Here is an 18,885-nt window from a genome sequence, read left to right on the forward strand (position 1 = left end):
TCCGCTGGCCACGCTGCCGGCCCACTTGGCGATGACGTGCAGCATGCTCCTCTCCTAAACGATGTCGAAACGATCGGAATAGATCCGCGTGGTCGCCGCCCCCTGGGCAAGCAGGGCTTTCTCGGCGGCATTCATCAGCGGCTCGGGGCCGCAGATGAAATATTCGCGGCGGCCGTCGTCCGGCGGCAGCCGACGCTTCACCAGCGCTTCGTCGATCTTGCCGCTCTCCCCCTTCCATTCCGGCTCGGGGTCGCTGATGACGTGGATCACGTCGAGATCGAGGGTCTGCTCCAGCTCGGCCAGCTCATCGCGAAAGGTGGCGTCCTCCCAAGTCTTGTTGGCATAGAGCAGCCACAGCGGCCGGGTATCGCCCTGGTCACGCAGCGAGCGCAGGATGCTCATGATCGGCGTGACGCCGATACCGCCGGCGATGAGTACCGCACCGGAGGCATTGTCCGGTTCGGGTATGAAGGCGCCGTAGGGCCCTTCGACGAAGGCGCGTGTGCCGGACGGCACCTCAGGGAGGGTGTTGGTGAAGTCACCCAGGCGCTTGGCCGTGAACGCGAAGCGCTTGCCATCTTCACTGGACGAGGCCACCGAGAATGGATGCTGCTGCAGCGAGAACGGTGTCTCGCCCAGGGTGATCCAGAAAAACTGTCCGGGTGCGAAGTCGAGACGATGATCACCTTCGGCTTCAAGGGTCAGGGTTGCCGCATCGCCACGCTCCTGTTGGTTGTCCACCACCCTCCAGGGACACTTGCGTAGACGCCACGGCCTCAGCAGGCGCGATTCGACCACCAGCAGCAGCGCAAGCCCCACCACCGCGCCCAGCAGCAGCGTCGTGAAGATGCTTTCCGTGTAGTGCTGCACCATGACCGCATGGCCCAGGCCACCGGCGACGACGAAAAGCGACAGCCCGCCGTGCAGAGCCCGCCACCACTCGTAGGAGAGCCCGAAGCGCGTACGCCACAGCGAGCTTGCCACCAGCATCAGCGTGGCCAGCACCAGCAGTATGAGGGTGATCGCGCGCAGGGTATCCTCGCGGGGATCGAGATACTCGATCCAGCCGGGTCGGGTGGCGATCATCACCAGCGGATGGGCCAGCACCAGCAGCAGCGCGAAGATGCCGGTCTGGCGATGGAACTGCAGAATGTTGTCGTGACCGACCGATTCGGCGAACCAGCGATGCCGCCCCGAGATCACCGCCTGACAGGCAAGAACGCCAAGCGCCAGCAGCCCCAGCAGGGCACCGAGTTCGGCACCGAACTCCCGCGTTTCGTCAGGCTGGCGGATAACGGCGATGCCGAGGGGCAACAGAGCCAACAAAAGATAGCCACCACACCAAAGCAGTGCGCTTCGGGCCAATCGACTCACAACGACCTCCTTGTCCAAATCTCCTGCTCAAGATAGTGCTTCGGCATGTAACCGTTTGAAGCTTTATGTTCTTGCGCCTTTGGCTCACATATCACCCGATGCTGCTACGCTGAATCAGGCAACGACAGGCCACATCATCAGGAGGAAACCGATGTCTGGGCAAACGGATCATGCCAACCTGTTCGACGACGCACGCTCGCGCCTCGAGGAAGTGTGCCAAGCCATCGACATCCAGGGCGATGCCAGGGAGCGACTGATGCAGCCCAGCCTCTCGCTGCAGGTCAGCGTGCCGGTGCGCATGGACGATGGCCGCCTCAAGGTCTTTCCCGGCTGGCGGGTGCAGTACAACACGACGCTGGGGCCGGCCAAGGGCGGCATTCGCTTTCATCCCGACGTCAATCAGGAGGAAGTGACCACCCTCAGCTTCTGGATGGCGGTGAAGTGCGCCGTGGTCGACCTGCCCTACGGCGGCGGCAAGGGCGGCGTGAAGGTGGACCCCAAGCAGCTGTCGAAGCTGGAGCTGGAACGACTGGCCCGGGGCTACGTTCGCGCCATCGCCGACATCATGGGACCCGACCGCGACATTCCCGCACCGGACGTAAACACCAACGCCACGGTGATGGGCTGGATGGCCGACGAGTTCGACCACCTGGCCCGTGGCAAGGTACCCTCCGCGATTACCGGCAAGCCTCCCGAGCTGGGCGGGTCGCTGGGTCGTGTGGCCGCCACCGGACGCGGCGCCCTGCACGTGCTCGACCTGTGGGCAGCGCGCGAGAAGCGCAAGCCAGAGGAGACAACAGTGGCTATCCAGGGCTTCGGTAATGCTGCCTATCACTTTGCCCGGCTAGCCCACGATCAGGGCTATCGCATCGTTGCGGTGTCCGACTCAAAGGGCGCTATCTACAGCGAGGAAGGCCTCGATCCTGACGCCATCATGGAGCAGAAGCAGCGTAATATGCGGCTGCACGAGATGGTTTACTGCGACGATTCTGTGTGCATCGCCGAGAACGTTGAGAAGCTCGATCGCGACGAGCTGCTCACCCTGGAGGTGGACGTCCTGGCGCTGGCGGCACTGGAGAATCAGGTGCATGAAGACAACGTCGATCGGGTCAAGGCCGGCGCGCTGCTCGAGATCGCCAACGGGCCGGTCAGTAGCCGTGCCGACGAACGGCTCGAGGAGCGCGGCGTGCCGGTACTGCCCGACGTGCTGGCCAACACTGGCGGCGTCATCGTCAGCTACTACGAGTGGGTGCAGAATCGTAGCGGCGAGCGCTGGCCGGAGGAGGAGATCAATCGGCGGCTGGCCGAGCACCTCGAACGCCAGAGCGAACTGGTCTTCGAGCGCGCCGAACAGGAGGAGATCTCCTATCGCCGGGCGGCGTATCGCCAAGGCATCGAGCGCATCGCCCACGCCATCGAGCTGCGCGGCAACTGTCAGGACAGCGAGTGAGCGAGGCAGCCAGCCGCAACTCGGGGTGACAAGGGCATTGGCCAAGGCGACAATAGCGGCCTTTCGTTGCCGAACCGGGCCGTCATGACGAACCCTCTGAGCCTTCTCTACCGGGACGAGCACCTGGTCGCGGTGCACAAGCCGGCGGGCCTGCTGGTGCACCGCTCCAAGCTGGCGGGCGGCGAGCGCGAGTTCCTGCTGCAACGCCTGCGCGATCAGCTCGGCCAGCGCGTCTATCCGGTACATCGACTGGATCGCCCCACCTCGGGTGTCATGGTGTTCGCTCTGAATTCGGACATCGCTGCACGCCTGGGCGAGATCTTCACCGAACGCCGGGCCGCCAAGCGCTATCTGGCGGTGGTGCGCGGCGTCGGCCCCGCACAAGAGTGGCTCGATTACGCCCTGCGCGAGGAGGATGGCAGCCGGCCCAAGGCGGAGATGCCGGCGCTCGAAGCCCTCACCGAAGTGAAGCGGCTGGACAGCGTCGAGCTGCCGGTGCAGGTGGACCGCTATCCCAGCAGCCGCTACTCCCTGATGGAGGTGCGCCCGCTGACCGGCCGCCGCCACCAGATCCGGCGCCACCTGTCACGGCGCGGCTACCCCATCATCGGCGACGCCAAGCACGGCAAGGGCAACCACAACCGCTTCTTCGCCGAGCGCCTGGGCTGCCCGCGGCTGCTGCTGGCGGCCGTCGGCTTGAGCTTTGAACATCCCGTCACGGGGCGCTGCCTGACCTTGAGCTGTAGCCTGGACGCCCCCATGACGGCCCTGTTCCAGCATTTCGGCTGGGCTGGCCACCTGCCTACCGACCAGGCAGGTTGCTCCGAAGCGCCGCTCTCCCTAGCCTGACACCACCGCCACCAACCGGAGTTTCAAGACGCCGACATGACCGCCCCATTGCCACCGCAGGAAGCCGCCCCGGCCCAGGACGACTACGATTTCCGCTTCGGTGGAATTCGGCGACTCTACGGCGCCCGTGCGCTCGACTACTTTCGTCAGGCCCACGTCGTCGTGGTCGGCGTGGGTGGTGTCGGCAGTTGGACGGTAGAAGCACTGGCGCGCTCGGGAATCGGCCGCCTCACCCTGATCGATCTCGACGACGTCTGCGTGTCCAACGTCAACCGCCAACTTCCCGCCCTGGATGGCAACATCGGCCGGCCCAAGGTCGATGTGCTGGCCGAGCGCTGCCGGGCGATCCAGCCCAGCATTCAGGTCGTCGCCGACACGGCCTTCGTCACGCCGGGCAACCTGGCACAGCGCATTCCCGAAGACGCCGACTACGTGGTCGATGCCATCGACAGCGTGGTGGCCAAGGCCGCGCTGATCGCCTGGTGCAAGCGACGCAAGCTGCCCATCGTCGTGGCCGGCGCCGCCGGCGGGCAGAGCGACCCCACGCGGATCAAGGTGGCGGATCTCGCGCGTACCGAGCACGACCCGCTGCTGGCCAAGGTGCGCGCCCGGCTGCGCCGGGATTACGGCTTCTCGCGCAACCCCAAGCGGCGCTTCTCGGTAGAGTGCGTCTATTCTGACGAACAGCTGGTCTTCCCCGGCGCCGATGGCGAGGTCTGCCTGCAGAAGCCCAGCGCCGGAGAATCGACCCGCCTCGACTGCGCCTCCGGCGTGGGTGCAGCCACCTTCCTCACCGGCAGTTTCGGCTTCGTGGCCGCCTCACGGGTGCTGGCCCGCCTGGCAAAGCGCGCTGCCGCAAGCAGCAGCCAATAACGACAACGACTCTGAACTGGAGCCCTGCGCGATGACTCACCCCCTCCCCGTTCCCGGCATCTACTGCCACTACAAGGGCAACCGCTACGAGGTGCTCGGCGTCGCTCATCACAGCGAAACCGAGGAGCCACTGGTGGTCTACCGTGCGCTGTACGGCGACTACGGCCTGTGGGTCCGTCCGCTCGCCATGTTCACCGAGACCGTCGAGGTGCGCGGCGAACCGGTGCCGCGCTTCGACCTGGAGAAGGCATTCTAGGGTTCCAGACACCACCCTTCGTGCAGGATCAGCTCCACGCTCTCTCCTTCGACCAGAGCGGCGTGATGATAGGCCACCAGCGACTCACCGCTTGCCAGGCGCAGGTGCAACTCATGGCGCTCGCCGCGAAAGGTCACGCTTTCCACCCTCGCCCTCAGGCCCCGCTGGGCCGAAGCGTCAGGCAACACCGTGACATGCTCGGGCCGCACCAACACCGGCTGGACGCGCTCGCTGGCGACCGCCGCGAGCCCATGCATCAAAGTGTGCTCGTCGAGCCGCTGCCCCGGCCGTCCTGCCGCCACTTGAAGCAAGCTCCCCTGGCCAATGAAGCTGGCTACCCAGGCACTGCGCGGCCGGCGGTAGAGCGCCTCCGGCGTGGCCCACTGCTCCAGCCGGCCGCCACGCATCACCGCAATGCGATCCGCCAGCGACATCGCCTCGCTCTGATCGTGGGTCACGTAGATCATGGTGGCGCGAGTGCGGCGATGAAACTCACGAAAGCTCTGTTCCATGGCCGCACGGAGGTGGCGATCCAGGTTGGCCAAGGGCTCGTCGAGCAGCACCACATCCGGGTCGGTGACCAGGCAGCGTGCCAGTGCCACGCGCTGCCGCTGCCCACCGCTCAACTCCTGTGGCGAACGGCCAGCATGTGACGCCAGATCCACCAGGCTCAGCGCCTGAGCCACCCGGCGCCGGTAAGCGTCGCCCTCCAGGCGCCGCAGCTTGAGCGGGTAGCCGACGTTGTCGGCCACGCTCATGTGCGGCCACAAGGCGTAGGACTGGAACACCATGGCCATGTTGCGTTGCTCCGGCGGCACATGAAGCTCGCGGCTGGCCAGGGTACGCTCTCCCAGGCGTATCTCGCCCTCGCTGAGCGCCTCGAAGCCGGCCAGCATACGCAGCATGGTAGTCTTGCCGCAGCCGCTGGGGCCGAGCAAAGCCACGAACTCTCCCGGCTCGATGTCCAGCGAGAGCGAATCGACGGCCTGCTGTTCACCGAAGCACTTGGAGACCCGATCAATCATCAACCCTGCCATGGCACGACCCCCTTGGGCAGATGCGGTGCCAGCCAGCTGAGACAGAGCATCAGTGCGGCAATCATCGCCACTACCAGCACCGATACGGCGGCGGCCAGCACGCTCTCGCCGCCCTCGGCCAGATTGAAGATCAGCACGCCCAGCGTCTCGTTACCGGCGCTCCACAGCAGCGCTGAGACCGTCAGCTCGTTCACCGCCAGCAGGAACACCAACAGCCCACCGGCGAATAGCGCCGGTGCCACCAGCGGCAGCACGATGCCGCCCAGGCGACGCCAGGGGCCGGCTCCCGCCAGTTGGGCGGCTTCCTCCAGCGCAGGGTCGAGCTGGGCCAGACCGGCCGCCACGGGCTTGAGGCACACCACCAGAAAACGCATCAGATAGGCCACGAAGATCAGCCCCAGGGTGCCGTAGAGCGCTACGTTCACCAGAGGGATGGGACGCACGAAGAGCAGGATGCAGGCCACCGCCAGCACCACCCCGGGCAGCGCATAGGGCAGCTCGATGGCGCCGAGGGCCAGACTCTGCCAGCGCTGCGGGAGACGCTGCAGACGATAGGCCAGCGGCAGGCTGCAAAGCATCAGCACCAGTGCGGCGCCGCCCGCCAGCCACAGGCTGTTACGCACCGCGCGCCAGGTCGCCCCCTGGCGGCCGATCACCTCGTGATAGGCGTTCAGGGTGGCGCTCTCCCAGCTGAGCGGCACGCCCACGGCGGGCACCAGCGAGCTCACCACCAGCGCCGCCAGAGGCGCGATGAGGATCGCCAGCAGCACAGCGATGAGCAGCGCGGTCACCGCGCCGCGCCAGCGCCCCAGAGAGAAATCGTGAGCGCGTCCCGAGTGGCCCACCAGGCCGAAGCGGCTGCGCTTCATCCACGCCTGCTGCAGCGCGACGCCAGCCAGCGCCAGCACGCCGATCAGCAGCGACAGCGAGGCCATTTCGGCCAGCACACCGGTGCCGAAGCTGGCCATGCGCTGGTAGATCAGAGTCGGCAGCACGTAGTAACCAGCGGGGATGCCCAGCATGGCCGGGATGCCGAAATTGCCCAGGCTGGAAATGAATGCCATGGCACCGCCGGCGATCAGGCCACCACGGGTCACCGGCAGGATGACATGGCCCCACACCTGAGCCTGGCGGGCTCCGCTGATACGGGCGGCCTCGACCAGTTCACGGGGCAGGGAAAGCAGTGAGGTACGTAATGCCAGGAACACCAGCGGTGCGCTCTGGATCCCCAGCAGCAGGGCAATACCCTCGGCGGAATAGAGCGGCTGTGGACTGCCCAGCGGCGGTGCCATGCCGATACTCTTCAGCAACGGGCTCGCCGGGCCGAACAGCTGCAGCCAGCTCAGCGCGGTGACCTGGGGCGGAATCATCATCGGCAGCATGAAACAGAACACCAGCCACGCCTTGCCGCGGATATCGGTCAGGGTGATCACGAAGGCGAACAGGCTGCCCAGCGCCAGAGCGATCAACATGCCAAGCCCCGAGGTATAGAGGCTGCGCCACAGCGCCCGCCAGGTACTCTCGGCCTGCAGCACGCGCCACAGCGGCGCCTCGCTGCCCTGAGCCAGGTCGCCCAACGCTTCGAGCAACAGACGCAGGCTAGGCACCAGGCTGAGCAGCACGATCGTGACGGTCAGCAGGGTAAGCAGCCAGCGTTGCTGGCTGCCTGCCGTCAGGCTCGGTGTCATGATCAGCTGCCGAACAGGTCGCCGAAGCGCTGCTTGAGCTCGGCTTCCCTGGCCAGGGCATTCTGGGTATCCAGCGGCATCAAGACGATGTCGTCACGGGCGGGGAAGCCCTCGGGCGGTGTAACCTCGGGATGCGCGGGCAGGTAGCCCTGCTCGCTCACCAGCTCCTGACCCTCTCGCGAGAGCACGAAGTCGACGAACTTCTGCGCCGCTTCCAGGTTCCTGGCGCTCTGCATGATGGCGACCGGCTCGGTCACGGCACTGACCCCCTCCTCGGGGAACACGAACGCCACCGGCGAGCCCTTGGCGGCCTCGCGAATTGCCAGGAAATCCACCACGATGCCATAGGGCTTGCTGCCCGCCGCCACCGCGTTGAATACGCCGCCGTTGCCGCCCTGGGCCTCGGTGCGGTTGGCCTGCAGCGCATCAAAGTAACCCTCGCCCAGTTCGGGATGGGCCTCGATCGACGCCATGTGGATCAGCGCGGCACCGGAGTAGAGCGGGCTCGGCATGGTCACCTGGCCGGCGTATTCGGGCTGGGTGAGCTCTTGCCAGCTCTGCGGCTGACGCTCGGCCCCGGTGTTGTAGACGATGCCGGTGGTAATCAGCTTGGTGCCGTAGTAGTAGCCCTCGGGATCGTACAGCTCGTCCGCGTAGACCTCGCGCTCGGGGCTCAGATAGGCCTGCAGGTGCCCCTCCCGCTTGAGCGACTCCATGGTCATGCTGTCGGCGATCAGCAGCACGTCGGGGTTGCTGACCCCGGCGGAGAGTTCGGAGCGCAACCGGGTCATCAACTGCGTGGTACCGTCGCGCACCCACTCCACTTCGACATCGGGATGGGCGGCACGGAAGGCATCGACGGTCTGCTGGGCGTCGCTGTTGGGCTGGCTGGTATAGAGCACCAGCTTCTCGCTGGCAAGCGAAGGCATTGCCAGCAAGGCGAATAACACAGAGGCGGTGAGTGCGGTTGGCAGGGGGTGCTTCGGCATGTGAAAACCTCCGATGAATGAGCCTCATCGAAAGTACTGCCGTTGGCTTACAGCAAAGTGACAGAGACATGTTCTTCAACCTGCCGCCATGGGGCGAGCCGCCGTCCTCTTGCGTGACGACGCTTGTTCGCGCAAGGCCCCTCACCGCTGGCCGCGATGTGCCCACCCCGTCATGCGCTTCTCGAGTAACGCAAACAGCTCGTACATCACCATGGCCATGGCGCTGATCACGATCAGCCCGGCGAACACCAGCGCCATGCGCATCTGCGAGCCGGCGCTCATCATCAGGTAGCCGATGCCCTGGTTCGATGCCACCGTTTCGGAGACCACGGTACCGACGAAGGCCAGGGTGATGGCGATCTTCAGCGAGGCGAAGAAGTAGGGCAGCGAGCGCGGCAGCCCCACCTTGAGCAGCACGTCGATGCGTCGCGCGCCGAGTACCCGCAGCACGTCCTCCATTTCCGGCTCCAGCGTGGCCAGGCCGGTGGCCACGTTGACCACGATGGGAAAGAAGCAGATCAGGAAGGCAGTCAGGATAGCCGGCACCGAGCCGATGCCGAACCACACCACCAGGATCGGCACGAAGGCGACCTTGGGGATGGCGTTGAAGCCTACCAGCAGCGGGTAGCAAGCGTGGTAGAGAAAGCGCGAGGAGCCGATGATGAAACCCAGTGCCAGGCCTACCGCCACGCCCAGGGCGAAACCCGCCATGGTGGTCCACAGGGTCTGCCAGGAGTGCATGCTGATGGGCCCAGCAAAGGTCACCAGCGCCTGGGCGGTGGCCGAGGCGCTGGGAAAGATGAACTCCGGCACCTGCAGCAGGCGCACGCTGATTTCCCAGATCGCCACCAACGCCAGCACCGCGACCCAGGGCGCCAGCCGCTCGCGCAGCTTTTCATTTTTGCTCATGCTCGCTCCTCAGGCGCTGCGGATGTCACCGATCAGGTGGCGCAACTCCTGCACCAGATCGATGAAAGGCTTCTCGTAGGTCACCGCCAACTCGCGCGGCCGCGGCAGGTCGATCTCGCGACGCTCGATGATACGACCCGGCCGGCGACTCATGACGTAGACGGTATCGGCCAGGAACGCCGCTTCGCGCAGGTCGTGGGTCACCAGCACCACGGTGAAGCGCTGGGCCTCCCACAGATCGCGCAGCACGCACCACAGCTCCTCGCGGGTGAAGGCATCCAGCGCGCCGAAAGGCTCGTCGAGCATCAGCAAGCGCGGACGGTGAATCAGCGCGCGGCAGATCGAGGCGCGCTGCTGCATGCCCCCGGAGAGCTGCCACGGGTACTGGTCCTCGTAGCCCTCGAGCCCTACCGTGCGCAGCAGATCGCGGGCCCAGCCAATGAACTCCGCGCGTCGCTTGCGAAACTGCGAGCGGTAGGGTTTGACGATCTCCAGCGGCAGCAGCACGTTGTCCAGGGTGGTGCGCCAGGGCAGCAGGTTGGCGCTCTGGAACGCCATGCCGCAGATCTTCAGCGGCCCGCCTACCGCGGTGCCGTCCACCTGCACGCTGCCGGCGGTGGGCGCATGCAGCCCGGTGCACAGCTTCATGAAGGTAGACTTGCCGCAGCCGGAGGGGCCGACGAAGGCGACGAACTCGCCCTCCCGGATGGAGAGCGAGATGTCCTCGATGGCATTGCCGGAGTCATCGTAGGCCAGGCTGACCCGGTCGAAGTCGACGAAGGACGTGGAGTCTGCCAAAGCCGTCACTCCGCGCGCTCGGGGAAGATCATGCGCTCCTCCTGGGGCGGCAGGAAGCTTGAAGTGAACACCCGTTCGGGCTCGGGCACCGAGGGCAGGTCGTAGGCGTCCGCCACCAGTTGGATCGCTTCGCGCAGACGCTGCTCATCCACACCACCGGCGCCGTTGGCGCGTGCGTCTTCCGTGTCGATGACGCTGGCGATGGCCAGCTTGAGCCGGCGGGTCTCCATCTCGACGTCGATCAGCGCATCACGGTTGCGCACATACTCGATCGCTCCTTCGGGGTCGGCCAGGGTCTCTGCCAAAGCGCGGTTGAAGGCGCGCAGGAAGCCCTCCACCGCTTCAGGGTTGGCTTCGGAGAACGCTTCGCTGGCGATGATGGCATTGCCGTAGAGCGGCACGCCGTAGTCCGGGAACGGCATGATGGTGAGCTGCTCCTCGTCCATGCCGCGGCCTTCCAGGTTGAGCAGGCTGGTGAAGTAGAAGCCGGTGATGGCATCCACGTCACCGCGCACCAGTAGCGTCTCGCGCAGGGCGGGATCGACGTTCTGCCACTCGACGGCGCCGGCCTCGAGTTCGTTGGCGGCGGCGAAGATGCCCCAGGCCCGGTAGCCGGTGTCGAAGGCCGGGGCGGCGAGCGACTTGCCGGCCAGATCCGCCGGCGACTCGATGCCGCGATCCTTGCGCGCCAATACCGAAGCCGGTGTACCGTCGTAGACCACGTAGACGCCCTGGATACCCGGGGCGCCAGGGTTCTCGGCAAGAAACTCCACCAAGGCATTGAGATCACCGAAGCCCATCTCGTAGGCCCCCGAGGCGACCCGGTTGATGGCGCCGGCAGAGCCACTGCCGGAGTCGATCTGCACGTTGAGCCCCTCTTCGGCGAAATAGCCGCGCTCCACGGCCATCAAAAAGGGTGCCGAAGGCCCCTCGAAGCGCCAGTCGAGCTGAAAGCGAATACGGGTTTCATCCGCCTGGGCCACGGCGGCGCCAAGCAGGGAAAGGCTCAACGCTCCGGCCAGCAGGCCGGCGGTAAGTTGACGACTCATGAATGCCACCCTCGCGATGCGTTCTGGTTGTGTTTGTTCTATGCAATCGGCCTGCCAAAAGGGTGCAGTTCCCTTAGGCTTGGTGCCAGTGAGCCATAGCGGGGCATGGCGCACTGCGCTTGGCACCTGGGATGTGCACGACCAGCGCCAAATCGGGCCGCTTGCACCAGCTTAGTTCATCGGTGACGAACAGCACACGCCAGGTAACGCAGCGTAAACGCAGGGATGGGAACGGCGCATCGGCGTGCACACAAAGAAAAACGGCACCGATACGTGTCGGTGCCGCTGGATGGAAGCTTGCGGGATCGCCGTTACTCGTCGCCGGCTTCCTGCATCTGCTTCAGCAGGTAGTTCTCGATGCCGACCTTGTCGATAAGGCCGAGCTCGGTCTCGATATGGTCGATATGCTCTTCTTCATCGGCCAGGATGTGACGGAACAGATCGCGGGAAACGTAGTCCTTGACCTGCTCGCAGTAGGCGATGGCCTCGATGTAGTCGTTGCGTCCTTCATGCTCGATCTTTAGATCGCTCTCGAGCATCTCGCGCACGTTCTCGCCGATGTGCAGCTTACCGAGGTCCTGCAGGTTGGGTACCCCTTCGAGGAACAGGATGCGCTCGATCAGCTTGTCGGCATGCTTCATTTCGTCGATGGACTCGTCGTACTCCCACTTGGCCAGCGCCTTGAGGCCCCAGTCCTTGTACATCTTGGCATGCAGGAAGTACTGGTTGATCGCCACCAGCTCGTTGCCGAGAGCCTTGTTGAGGTACTCGATGACCTTGGCATCGCCTTTCATTGCCTTTCTCCCTTCTCCGATCGGTCGTGGGGCCTTGCTTTGTCGTTACGTGACGCTCATCCATTAATGATAGGCAGTATCCGGCCAACCACGCAAAAAATCCAACCGGAGCAGCAGGTTGGATCAATGACAACAAGAATGAGAAAGATTGGCGTCACCCGCAGGACGGCTGCCTGCGGGGAAGAAGAGAGCCGCTATACGGCGTAAGCCAGGTCGTTGGCGGAAGCCATGACTTCAGCGGTGATGGCGTCGCGGGTAATGGTCTTGCCCACACAGGCGCACTTGCCGCACTGGGTACCGCAGCCCGTTTCGCGCTGAACCTCGCGCCAGCTGCGCGCGCCGTCCGCCACGGTCTCACGGATCTTGCGGTCTGATACGCCCTTGCAGAGACATACGTACATCGACATCACCTCGCTGTGCTTACGAGGCTTAATGTAAATGATTCGCATAGACTATCGCAAGGGCAAATCGAACATTTTTTGATCGGCGTCACATCACCGCCGCGTCGACTTGGGCAGCACGACCACTTGCGTTCCGGAGACGATATCCGGCCAGCTGCGACGCTGGCGGTCGAACAGCACCCAGAGGTAGCCCAGGCCGAAGGCGGCCAGGGAAAGCCAGGCCACCACATAGCGGACCAGGCTTTGCATCAGCGTGATCGAGCGGCCATCGAGAGTCTGCACACGCAGGCGCCAGGCCTGCATGCCAAGCGTCATGCCACCGCGCATCCAGGAGAAGGCGAAGAAGACGAAGGCGCCTATCAGCAGCAGCAGTTGCAGCGTCATGCGCTGGGGCTCTCCCGCCCCGACATCCTCCGGGCCCAGGCCCAGCACGTAGCGCACGAATGCCACGTGCAGCACGGCGATGGCGATCCAGATCGCCGCCACCAGAAAGGCGTCGTAGAGCATGGCGCCCAGGCGCCGGCCGAGGCCGGTCGGCCACACATCGTCGAGCTGATCGAAACGTCGTTGCATTGCGGTTTCTTCCTAACGTGTACGTGGGCTCGGTCGCCCAGGCAGTCGCGGCCAGGCCCCCTAGCCGGTACGGCGCAGTAGGTACAGTCCCAGCCCGGCACTGAACAGAATCGGGGTCAGCACCGCCCATACCGGGGAAAAGCCGAACACCGTCGAGGCCGGTGCCAGCAGGTCCTGCAGGTACTTGAACGTCAACCCGACGATGACCCCATAGAACACCCGCGTACCGGCCGCCACGGTGCGCAGCGGGCCGAACACGAACGAGGCCGCCACCAGCACCAGCGAGCCCATCATCAGCGGCATCAGCATCTTCTGCCAGAAGTAGAGCAACGGCTGGGTCGCCTGCAGGCCCTGATCCCGCAGGAAGCGGGAGTAGGCCCACAGCTCGCTGGGCGCCTGGCTGTTGATCGGCAGCAGCAGCCGATTGAGCTGGGCCGGCGTCAGGTTGGTCTGCCAGGGGTGCTGGGCGTGATGCTCCGCCTCGGTGCGGTCGTCGAAGAAGCGCGTGATGCCCACTTCCTCGAGCTGCCAGCTGCCGTCGCGCCATACCGCACGCTCGGCCACGATGGCCTCGCGCAGTTCGCGCCCCTCGAAGCGATAGCGGGTAAGGTCGAGCACGGTGTCATCGGCGCGTATGGCACCGAAGCGGTAGACGCTGTCGCCCTCACGCTGCCAGCCGCCGCGCTGGACCAGCACCGCCCCTTCGCCCTGCATCTGCTCCAGGCGCCAGGCGCTGGCGAACTGCTCGGTACGCGGGCTGACATACTCGGCGGTCAGCAGTACCACGACCACCACCAGGATGATGGGCTTCATCACCCCCCACAGGATGCGCGCCAGAGAGCGTCCTGCGGCCCGCATCACCGTCAGCTCGTTGCTCGACGCCATGCTGCCCAGACCGATCAGCGCGCCGATCAACACCGCCACTGGGGCGTATTGATAGAAGCGCCATGGCACCCGCATCAACAGATAGAGCAGCACCTGGAAGGCACCGTAGTTGCCCTCTACGTCGTCCAGGTCGTTGATGTAAGAGATCACCAGGTCGAGGCCCAGCAGCACGACCTGGACGACGATGATCGCCCCCAGCACGTTGCGGGCGATATAGCGATCGAGACGATCCGTCAGCATCAACGCATCCCCCTGCGCTGGTGGTGCATCATCAGGCCCAGGCCGAGCGCCAGGAACATGAGGTGAATCGGCCACATGCCGATCACCGCCGGCAGAGTGCCGCGGCCGATGGCATCCAGCGCCGCCAGCAGTAGGCTGAGATAGCAGACGTGCAGAAAAATCGCCGGCAGCAGCTTGGCGAAGCGTCCCTGACGCGGGTTGACCTTTGAGAGCGGCATCGCCATCAGCGTCAGGATGAAGACCATCAGCGGCAACGACAGGCGCCACTGCAACTGGGCCTGCGCGCGGCTGGAGTCGTCGCCCAGCAGCTCAGCCGTGGTGGCGTACTCCGACGACTCCAGCTCGCGTCGCTCACCGCCGAGCGAGAGGCGTACGGCATAGGTCTCGAACTCCAACCGCTCGGCCTCGAAGCGCCCCGGGTCGACGCTGTAGCGCTCGCCGTCGGCCAGCACCAGGAAGCGGCTGCCGGTATCGGGGTCGACGGTCTGGTAGCCGCTGCCGGCGCGGGTCACCGCGGTTTCCGGCGTGCCGTCGCGGCGTCGCTGCCGCTCGCTGATGAACACCTCTAGCATGCGGCTGCCGTCATCGCTGAACGACTCGGTGTAGGCGGTGCGGCCGCCACCGAAGTCCTGAAAGCGCCCCGGTGCCAGGGCAGAGAAGTCGAGCCGGCTGCGCTGTTCCTCCAGCATCACGGCGTTGTGCAGCGCCCCGGCAGGGGTCAGCCACAGGCTGCACAGCCCGACCAATACCGCCACCAGGGAGGCCGGCACCAGGCTGATCTGGAACAGCCGAATGGGGCTGGTACCGCAAGCCACCAGCACGGTGATCTCGCTGTTGAGATAGAGCTGCCCATAGGCCAGCAGAATGCCGAGAAAGAAGGCCAGCGGTAGAATCAGCTCGAGAAAGCCGGGCAGGTGGAACAGCATCAAGTTGCCAAGGATGGTGGCAGGAATGTCGCCCTCCGCCGCGTCGGTGAAGTAGCGGATGAACCGGCTGCCCATGATGACCAGCAACAGCACGCCGGCAACGGCGGCCATGGTGAGCAGGATCTCGCGGGTCAGGTATCGAAAAATGATCATGCAGCGGTCTTCCATGCAATGGCGCCATGCCTTGAGTACACTGGGGTGATTCGGCAGGCCCCGGAGCCGTGCCGGCATTATCCAGAATCCCCCATCGCTTGTCTTGTGGAGTCACCATGGAATTCCCAGTTCAGACGGCCAATCCTGCCAAGGCCGAATCGGCCTGCCTCGTGGTCCCGGTTTTCAAGGATGGCGATCTGCTGCCTGCCGCCGCCAAGCTCGACGACGCCAGCGAGCGGCTGATTGGCCAGTTGATCGAGCGCGGCGACTTCGATGCCAAGCTGGGCAACGTGCAACTGCTCCCCTTCGCCCCCGGCCTCAGCGCCGACCGCCTGATGCTGGTGGGGCTGGGCGAGCGCGGCAAGTGCCAGGAGCGGGCCTTCATCAAGGCACTGGATGCCGCCTTCACCGCCGTTGCCGGCCTGCCGGTGGAAGACGTCGCCGTAGCCTTCACCGACGTCCCCGTGCCTGAGCGTAGCATTGCCTGGAAGGCGCGCATGACCGCCGAAGCGGCGCAGCGTGCGGTCTACCGCTTCGATGAGTTCAAATCGGAGAAGGCCCCGCGCCCGCGGCTCGACAAGGTCGCCCTGCTGCTCAGCGACAGCGAGGCCGCCGGCGAAGCCCGCGAAGGCGCGCGCATCGGCAATGCCGTGGGCCAGGGCGTGGCCTACACCCGCACCCTGGGCAACCTGCCGGGCAACATCTGCACGCCGAGCTACCTGGCCGACCAGGCCGAGCAGCTCGGCCGTGAATCGGGCGGCACCCTCGCGGTCGAGATCCTCGACGAGGCGGCACTGGAGGAACTCGGCGCCCACAGCCTGCTATCGGTGGGCCGCGGCAGCGAACAGCCCTCGCGGCTGATCGTGATGAAGTACCAGGGCGCCGACAGCGCCGATGAGGCCCCTCACGTACTGGTCGGCAAGGGCATCACCTTCGATACCGGCGGCATCTCGCTCAAGCCCGGCGAGGCCATGGACGAGATGAAGTTCGACATGTGCGGTGCGGCCAGCGTGTTCGGCACCGCCAAAGCGGTACTCGGCATCCGCCCCAAGCTCAACCTGGTGTTCATCGTCGCCGCCGCCGAGAACATGCCTGACGGCCGCGCCACCAAGCCCGGCGACATCATCAAGACGCTAAAAGGGCTCACCGTGGAAGTGCTCAACACCGACGCCGAGGGGCGCCTGGTGCTGTGCGACGCCCTGACCTACGCCGAGCGCTTCGAGCCTGCCAGCGTGGTCGACATCGCCACCCTCACCGGCGCGGCGATCATCGCCCTGGGCCACCACGCCACCGGTCTGCTCTCCAATGACGACGACCTGGCACTGGACCTGCTCGACGCTGGCGAAGCGGCCTGGGACCGCGCCTGGCACCTGCCGTTGTGGGACGAGTACAAGGAGCAGCTCGACTCCAACTTCGCCGACATGGCCAACATCGGCGGTCGCCCGGCCGGTACCATCACCGCGGCCTGCTTCCTCTCGCGATTCGCCGACAAGTTCCCCTGGGCGCACCTGGACATTGCCGGCACCGCCTGGACCTCAGGCAAGCAGAAAGGCGCCAGCGGCCGCCCGGTGGGGCTGCTGACCCAGTACCTGCTCGATCGTGAGGAAGAGGCGCGCCAGGTCGAAAACGAGAGCTGACGCCGCCAAGGTTGCCATCCCGGGCGTCAACCGTTACATCTGTCGCATCAGGCGCTCCGGATGCATCCCGCCGGAGCGCCGAAAAGCTCAATAAATCGCCGGAATCCCGGCATAGCGGAGACCCATTTGCCGTGCCCAACGCCACTTTCGACATGCTGCCCACCGCCACGCCCACGGCAGCCAACATTCGCGACGACATTCTCGCCAACCCCGGTTTCGGCCTGCACTTCAGCGACCACATGGCCCATGTTCGCTGGACTGCCGATGCCGGCTGGCACGGTCACGAAGTGCGCCCCTACGGTCCGCTGACACTCGACCCGGCGGCCGCCGTACTGCACTACGGCCAGGAGATCTTCGAGGGCATCAAGGCCTACCGCCACCCGGACGGCTCGGTATGGTCGTTCCGCCCGGAGAAGAACGCCGAGCGCTTTCGCCGCAGCGCGCGCCGCCTGGCGCTGCCGGAGCTCGACGACGAAACCTTCGTCGAGTCGCTGCGTGCACTGATGCAGCTCGACCAGGGCTGGGTGCCCACGCCCAAGAACGCGGGCGACGAATCGAGCCTCTACCTGCGCCCGTTCATGATCGCCAGCGAGAAATTCCTCGGCGTACGCCCGGCCAAGGAGGTCGACTACTACGTGATCGCCTCCCCCGCCGGCGCCTACTTCAAGGGCGGCATCGCCCCGGTGTCGATCTGGCTCTCCTCGCACTACAAGCGCGCCGCCCCCGGGGGCACCGGCTTCGCCAAGTGCGGCGGCAACTACGCGGCCTCGCTGGCGGCCCAGAAGGAAGCCGAGAAGTACGGCTGCAGCCAGGTCGCCTTCCTCGACGCCGCCGAGAACAAGTGGATCGAGGAGCTGGGCGGCATGAACCTGTTCTTCGTCTACAAGGACGGCCGCCTGGTCACCCCGCGCCTGACCGACACCATTCTCGAGGGCGTAACCCGCGACTCGGTGCTCACCCTTGGCCGCGACGAGGGCCTGACCCCGGAAGAGCGCGCCATCAGCATCGACGAGTGGCGCGACGGCGTGGCTTCCGGCGAGATCGCCGAAGTCTTCGCCTGCGGCACCGCCGCGGTGATCACCCCGGTGGGCCAACTGGTCACCGAGGACGGCACCGTGAAGATGCCTGACGCCGGCAACGAGATCGCCAAGCGCCTGCGCGGCAAGCTGCTCGATCTGCAGTACGGCCGGGCCGAAGATAAGCACGGTTGGTTGACGCGCCTGGTGTAACAGCGAAGGCGCTGCAATGGGCTCGCTGGCGCGAGTCCGTTGCTACCACGGCATTACCACCGAGGCGAGGGGCGCCGAAGGGCAGGCCGGCGCGGAGGTCCTACGCCAGGGATGGCGTCGGTAGCGTACAGGGAAGTATCCACAGTCACGATGTCATCCGCTCGCCTGAGCTTGCGCAGGCTCTGAAATAAAACGCGGCGAGCGATGGCCAGACAAGGCAAAAATTGGCGAAATAGCGGAGTTTACAAGTCGTAAATGAGCATATTGAGCCAATTTTTAACGCCGTATGGCCGAGCGCAGCCCGTTTTAGACAGAGCGTCATGACGCAAGTAGATTTTTACATCCTCCCCGATACCACGCTGGAAGCACGGCTCGGCTTCGCCTGCCGGCTGGCCGAGACCATCGCCGGCAAGGGCTACCGGCTGCACCTGCACGCCGAGGACGAGGCCATGGCCAGCGATCTCGACGAGCGGCTGTGGACCTTCCGCCCCGAAGCCTACCTGCCCCACGCCCTGCTCGGCAGCGAGATGGCCGAGAGCGTGGCGGTAACCATCGGCTGGGAACAGCCGCCCGAGCCCAGCGCCGAAGCGCCCATGGCGCTGCTCAACCTCGACCCGGGCATCCCCGAGTGGTTCTCGCGCTTCGAGCGGGTCGCCGAAATCATCAACCAGCACCAGCAGGTGCTCGTCGCCAAGCGCGAGTGCTGGCAGACCTACAAGCAGCGCGGCTATCCCGTGAAGGCACATCAACTACGCGGCTGAGCCCCCCAAGGCGC

The 18,885-nt window shown here is 65.5% G+C and carries 19 protein-coding genes; 7 read left to right on the top strand and 12 right to left on the bottom strand.

All coding sequences use genetic code 11. The features are described from left to right. Positions 1-54 precede the first annotated feature (54 nt). On the bottom strand, positions 55-1,374 hold the full coding sequence (locus HOP59_RS20205; RefSeq protein WP_234255375.1) for a ferredoxin reductase family protein: 1,320 nt from the start codon (positions 1,372-1,374) through the stop codon (positions 55-57). A gap of 151 nt (positions 1,375-1,525) precedes the next feature. Between HOP59_RS20205 and HOP59_RS20210 the strand changes: the two genes are divergently transcribed. The 4 genes from HOP59_RS20210 to HOP59_RS20225 all read left to right on the top strand — a co-directional run bounded on the left by HOP59_RS20210 (position 1,526) and on the right by HOP59_RS20225 (position 4,802). Continuing rightward, on the top strand, positions 1,526-2,824 hold the full coding sequence (locus HOP59_RS20210; protein ID WP_234255376.1) for a Glu/Leu/Phe/Val family dehydrogenase: 1,299 nt from the start codon (positions 1,526-1,528) through the stop codon (positions 2,822-2,824). An 84-nt stretch (positions 2,825-2,908) separates the two neighbouring features. After that, entirely contained in the window at positions 2,909-3,673 is a 765-nt protein-coding gene (locus HOP59_RS20215) for a pseudouridine synthase (protein ID WP_010626577.1), read from the top strand. A gap of 36 nt (positions 3,674-3,709) precedes the next feature. Further along, positions 3,710-4,546, top strand: coding sequence for a tRNA cyclic N6-threonylcarbamoyladenosine(37) synthase TcdA (tcdA, locus tag HOP59_RS20220; RefSeq protein ID WP_234255378.1), 837 nt, complete (start codon positions 3,710-3,712; stop codon positions 4,544-4,546). Positions 4,547-4,577: 31 nt separating this feature from the next. Continuing rightward, positions 4,578-4,802 carry a DUF1653 domain-containing protein gene (locus tag HOP59_RS20225; RefSeq protein WP_010626575.1) on the top strand — a complete coding sequence of 75 codons (225 nt, stop codon included), beginning with the start codon at positions 4,578-4,580 and terminating at the stop codon, positions 4,800-4,802. Here the strand turns inward: HOP59_RS20225 and HOP59_RS20230 are convergent. From HOP59_RS20230 to lptF, 11 genes are all read right to left on the bottom strand, one after another. After that, the gene (locus HOP59_RS20230) at positions 4,799-5,839 is read right to left on the bottom strand and encodes an ABC transporter ATP-binding protein (RefSeq protein WP_234255380.1); all 1,041 of its coding nucleotides are present in this window, start codon (positions 5,837-5,839) and stop codon (positions 4,799-4,801) included. The genes HOP59_RS20225 and HOP59_RS20230 overlap by 4 nt on opposite strands. Next, positions 5,827-7,527, bottom strand: coding sequence for an ABC transporter permease (locus tag HOP59_RS20235; protein ID WP_234255382.1), 1,701 nt, complete (start codon positions 7,525-7,527; stop codon positions 5,827-5,829). Before HOP59_RS20235 ends, HOP59_RS20230 begins: the two co-directional genes overlap by 13 nt. Positions 7,528-7,529: 2 nt before the next feature. Further along, on the bottom strand, positions 7,530-8,516 hold the full coding sequence (locus HOP59_RS20240) for an ABC transporter substrate-binding protein (RefSeq protein WP_234255384.1): 987 nt from the start codon (positions 8,514-8,516) through the stop codon (positions 7,530-7,532). Positions 8,517-8,657: 141 nt separating this feature from the next. Continuing rightward, a complete protein-coding gene (locus HOP59_RS20245) occupies positions 8,658-9,425 on the bottom strand; it encodes an ABC transporter permease (RefSeq protein ID WP_234255386.1) in 768 nt (255 codons plus the stop codon). Positions 9,426-9,434: 9 nt separating this feature from the next. Beyond that, positions 9,435-10,223: an ABC transporter ATP-binding protein gene (locus tag HOP59_RS20250; RefSeq protein ID WP_234255389.1), complete on the bottom strand. Its 789-nt coding sequence runs from the start codon at positions 10,221-10,223 to the stop codon at positions 9,435-9,437. Positions 10,224-10,228: 5 nt separating this feature from the next. Then, on the bottom strand, positions 10,229-11,272 hold the full coding sequence (locus HOP59_RS20255) for an ABC transporter substrate-binding protein (RefSeq protein ID WP_234255390.1): 1,044 nt from the start codon (positions 11,270-11,272) through the stop codon (positions 10,229-10,231). Between the two features lie 311 nt (positions 11,273-11,583). After that, positions 11,584-12,066, bottom strand: a complete 483-nt coding sequence (gene bfr / locus HOP59_RS20260; protein WP_234255391.1) for a bacterioferritin — start codon at positions 12,064-12,066, stop codon at positions 11,584-11,586. A gap of 194 nt (positions 12,067-12,260) precedes the next feature. After that, entirely contained in the window at positions 12,261-12,467 is a 207-nt protein-coding gene (locus HOP59_RS20265; protein ID WP_010626566.1) for a (2Fe-2S)-binding protein, read from the bottom strand. Between the two features lie 93 nt (positions 12,468-12,560). Beyond that, entirely contained in the window at positions 12,561-13,040 is a 480-nt protein-coding gene (locus tag HOP59_RS20270) for an RDD family protein (protein ID WP_234255392.1), read from the bottom strand. Between the two features lie 60 nt (positions 13,041-13,100). Next, positions 13,101-14,165 carry an LPS export ABC transporter permease LptG gene (lptG, locus tag HOP59_RS20275; RefSeq protein WP_234255393.1) on the bottom strand — a complete coding sequence of 355 codons (1,065 nt, stop codon included), beginning with the start codon at positions 14,163-14,165 and terminating at the stop codon, positions 13,101-13,103. Next, positions 14,165-15,244, bottom strand: coding sequence for an LPS export ABC transporter permease LptF (gene lptF / locus HOP59_RS20280; RefSeq protein WP_234255394.1), 1,080 nt, complete (start codon positions 15,242-15,244; stop codon positions 14,165-14,167). The genes lptG and lptF overlap by 1 nt, the downstream gene beginning before the upstream one ends. Before the next feature lie 116 nt (positions 15,245-15,360). Here lptF and HOP59_RS20285 point away from each other — a divergent pair, with 116 nt between their 5' ends. The 3 genes from HOP59_RS20285 to HOP59_RS20295 all read left to right on the top strand — a co-directional run bounded on the left by HOP59_RS20285 (position 15,361) and on the right by HOP59_RS20295 (position 18,871). Beyond that, positions 15,361-16,881 (top strand): leucyl aminopeptidase, encoded by a 1,521-nt coding sequence (locus tag HOP59_RS20285; RefSeq protein ID WP_234255395.1) that lies wholly within the window; start codon positions 15,361-15,363, stop codon positions 16,879-16,881. 152 nt (positions 16,882-17,033) lie between these two features. Continuing rightward, positions 17,034-18,110, top strand: a complete 1,077-nt coding sequence (locus HOP59_RS20290; protein WP_234255419.1) for a branched-chain amino acid aminotransferase — start codon at positions 17,034-17,036, stop codon at positions 18,108-18,110. A gap of 320 nt (positions 18,111-18,430) precedes the next feature. Beyond that, a complete protein-coding gene (locus HOP59_RS20295) occupies positions 18,431-18,871 on the top strand; it encodes a DNA polymerase III subunit chi (RefSeq protein WP_234255396.1) in 441 nt (146 codons plus the stop codon). Positions 18,872-18,885 lie beyond the last annotated feature (14 nt).

The organism is Billgrantia aerodenitrificans, from assembly GCF_021404405.1.
Lineage (GTDB): Bacteria > Pseudomonadota > Gammaproteobacteria > Pseudomonadales > Halomonadaceae > Halomonas > Halomonas aerodenitrificans.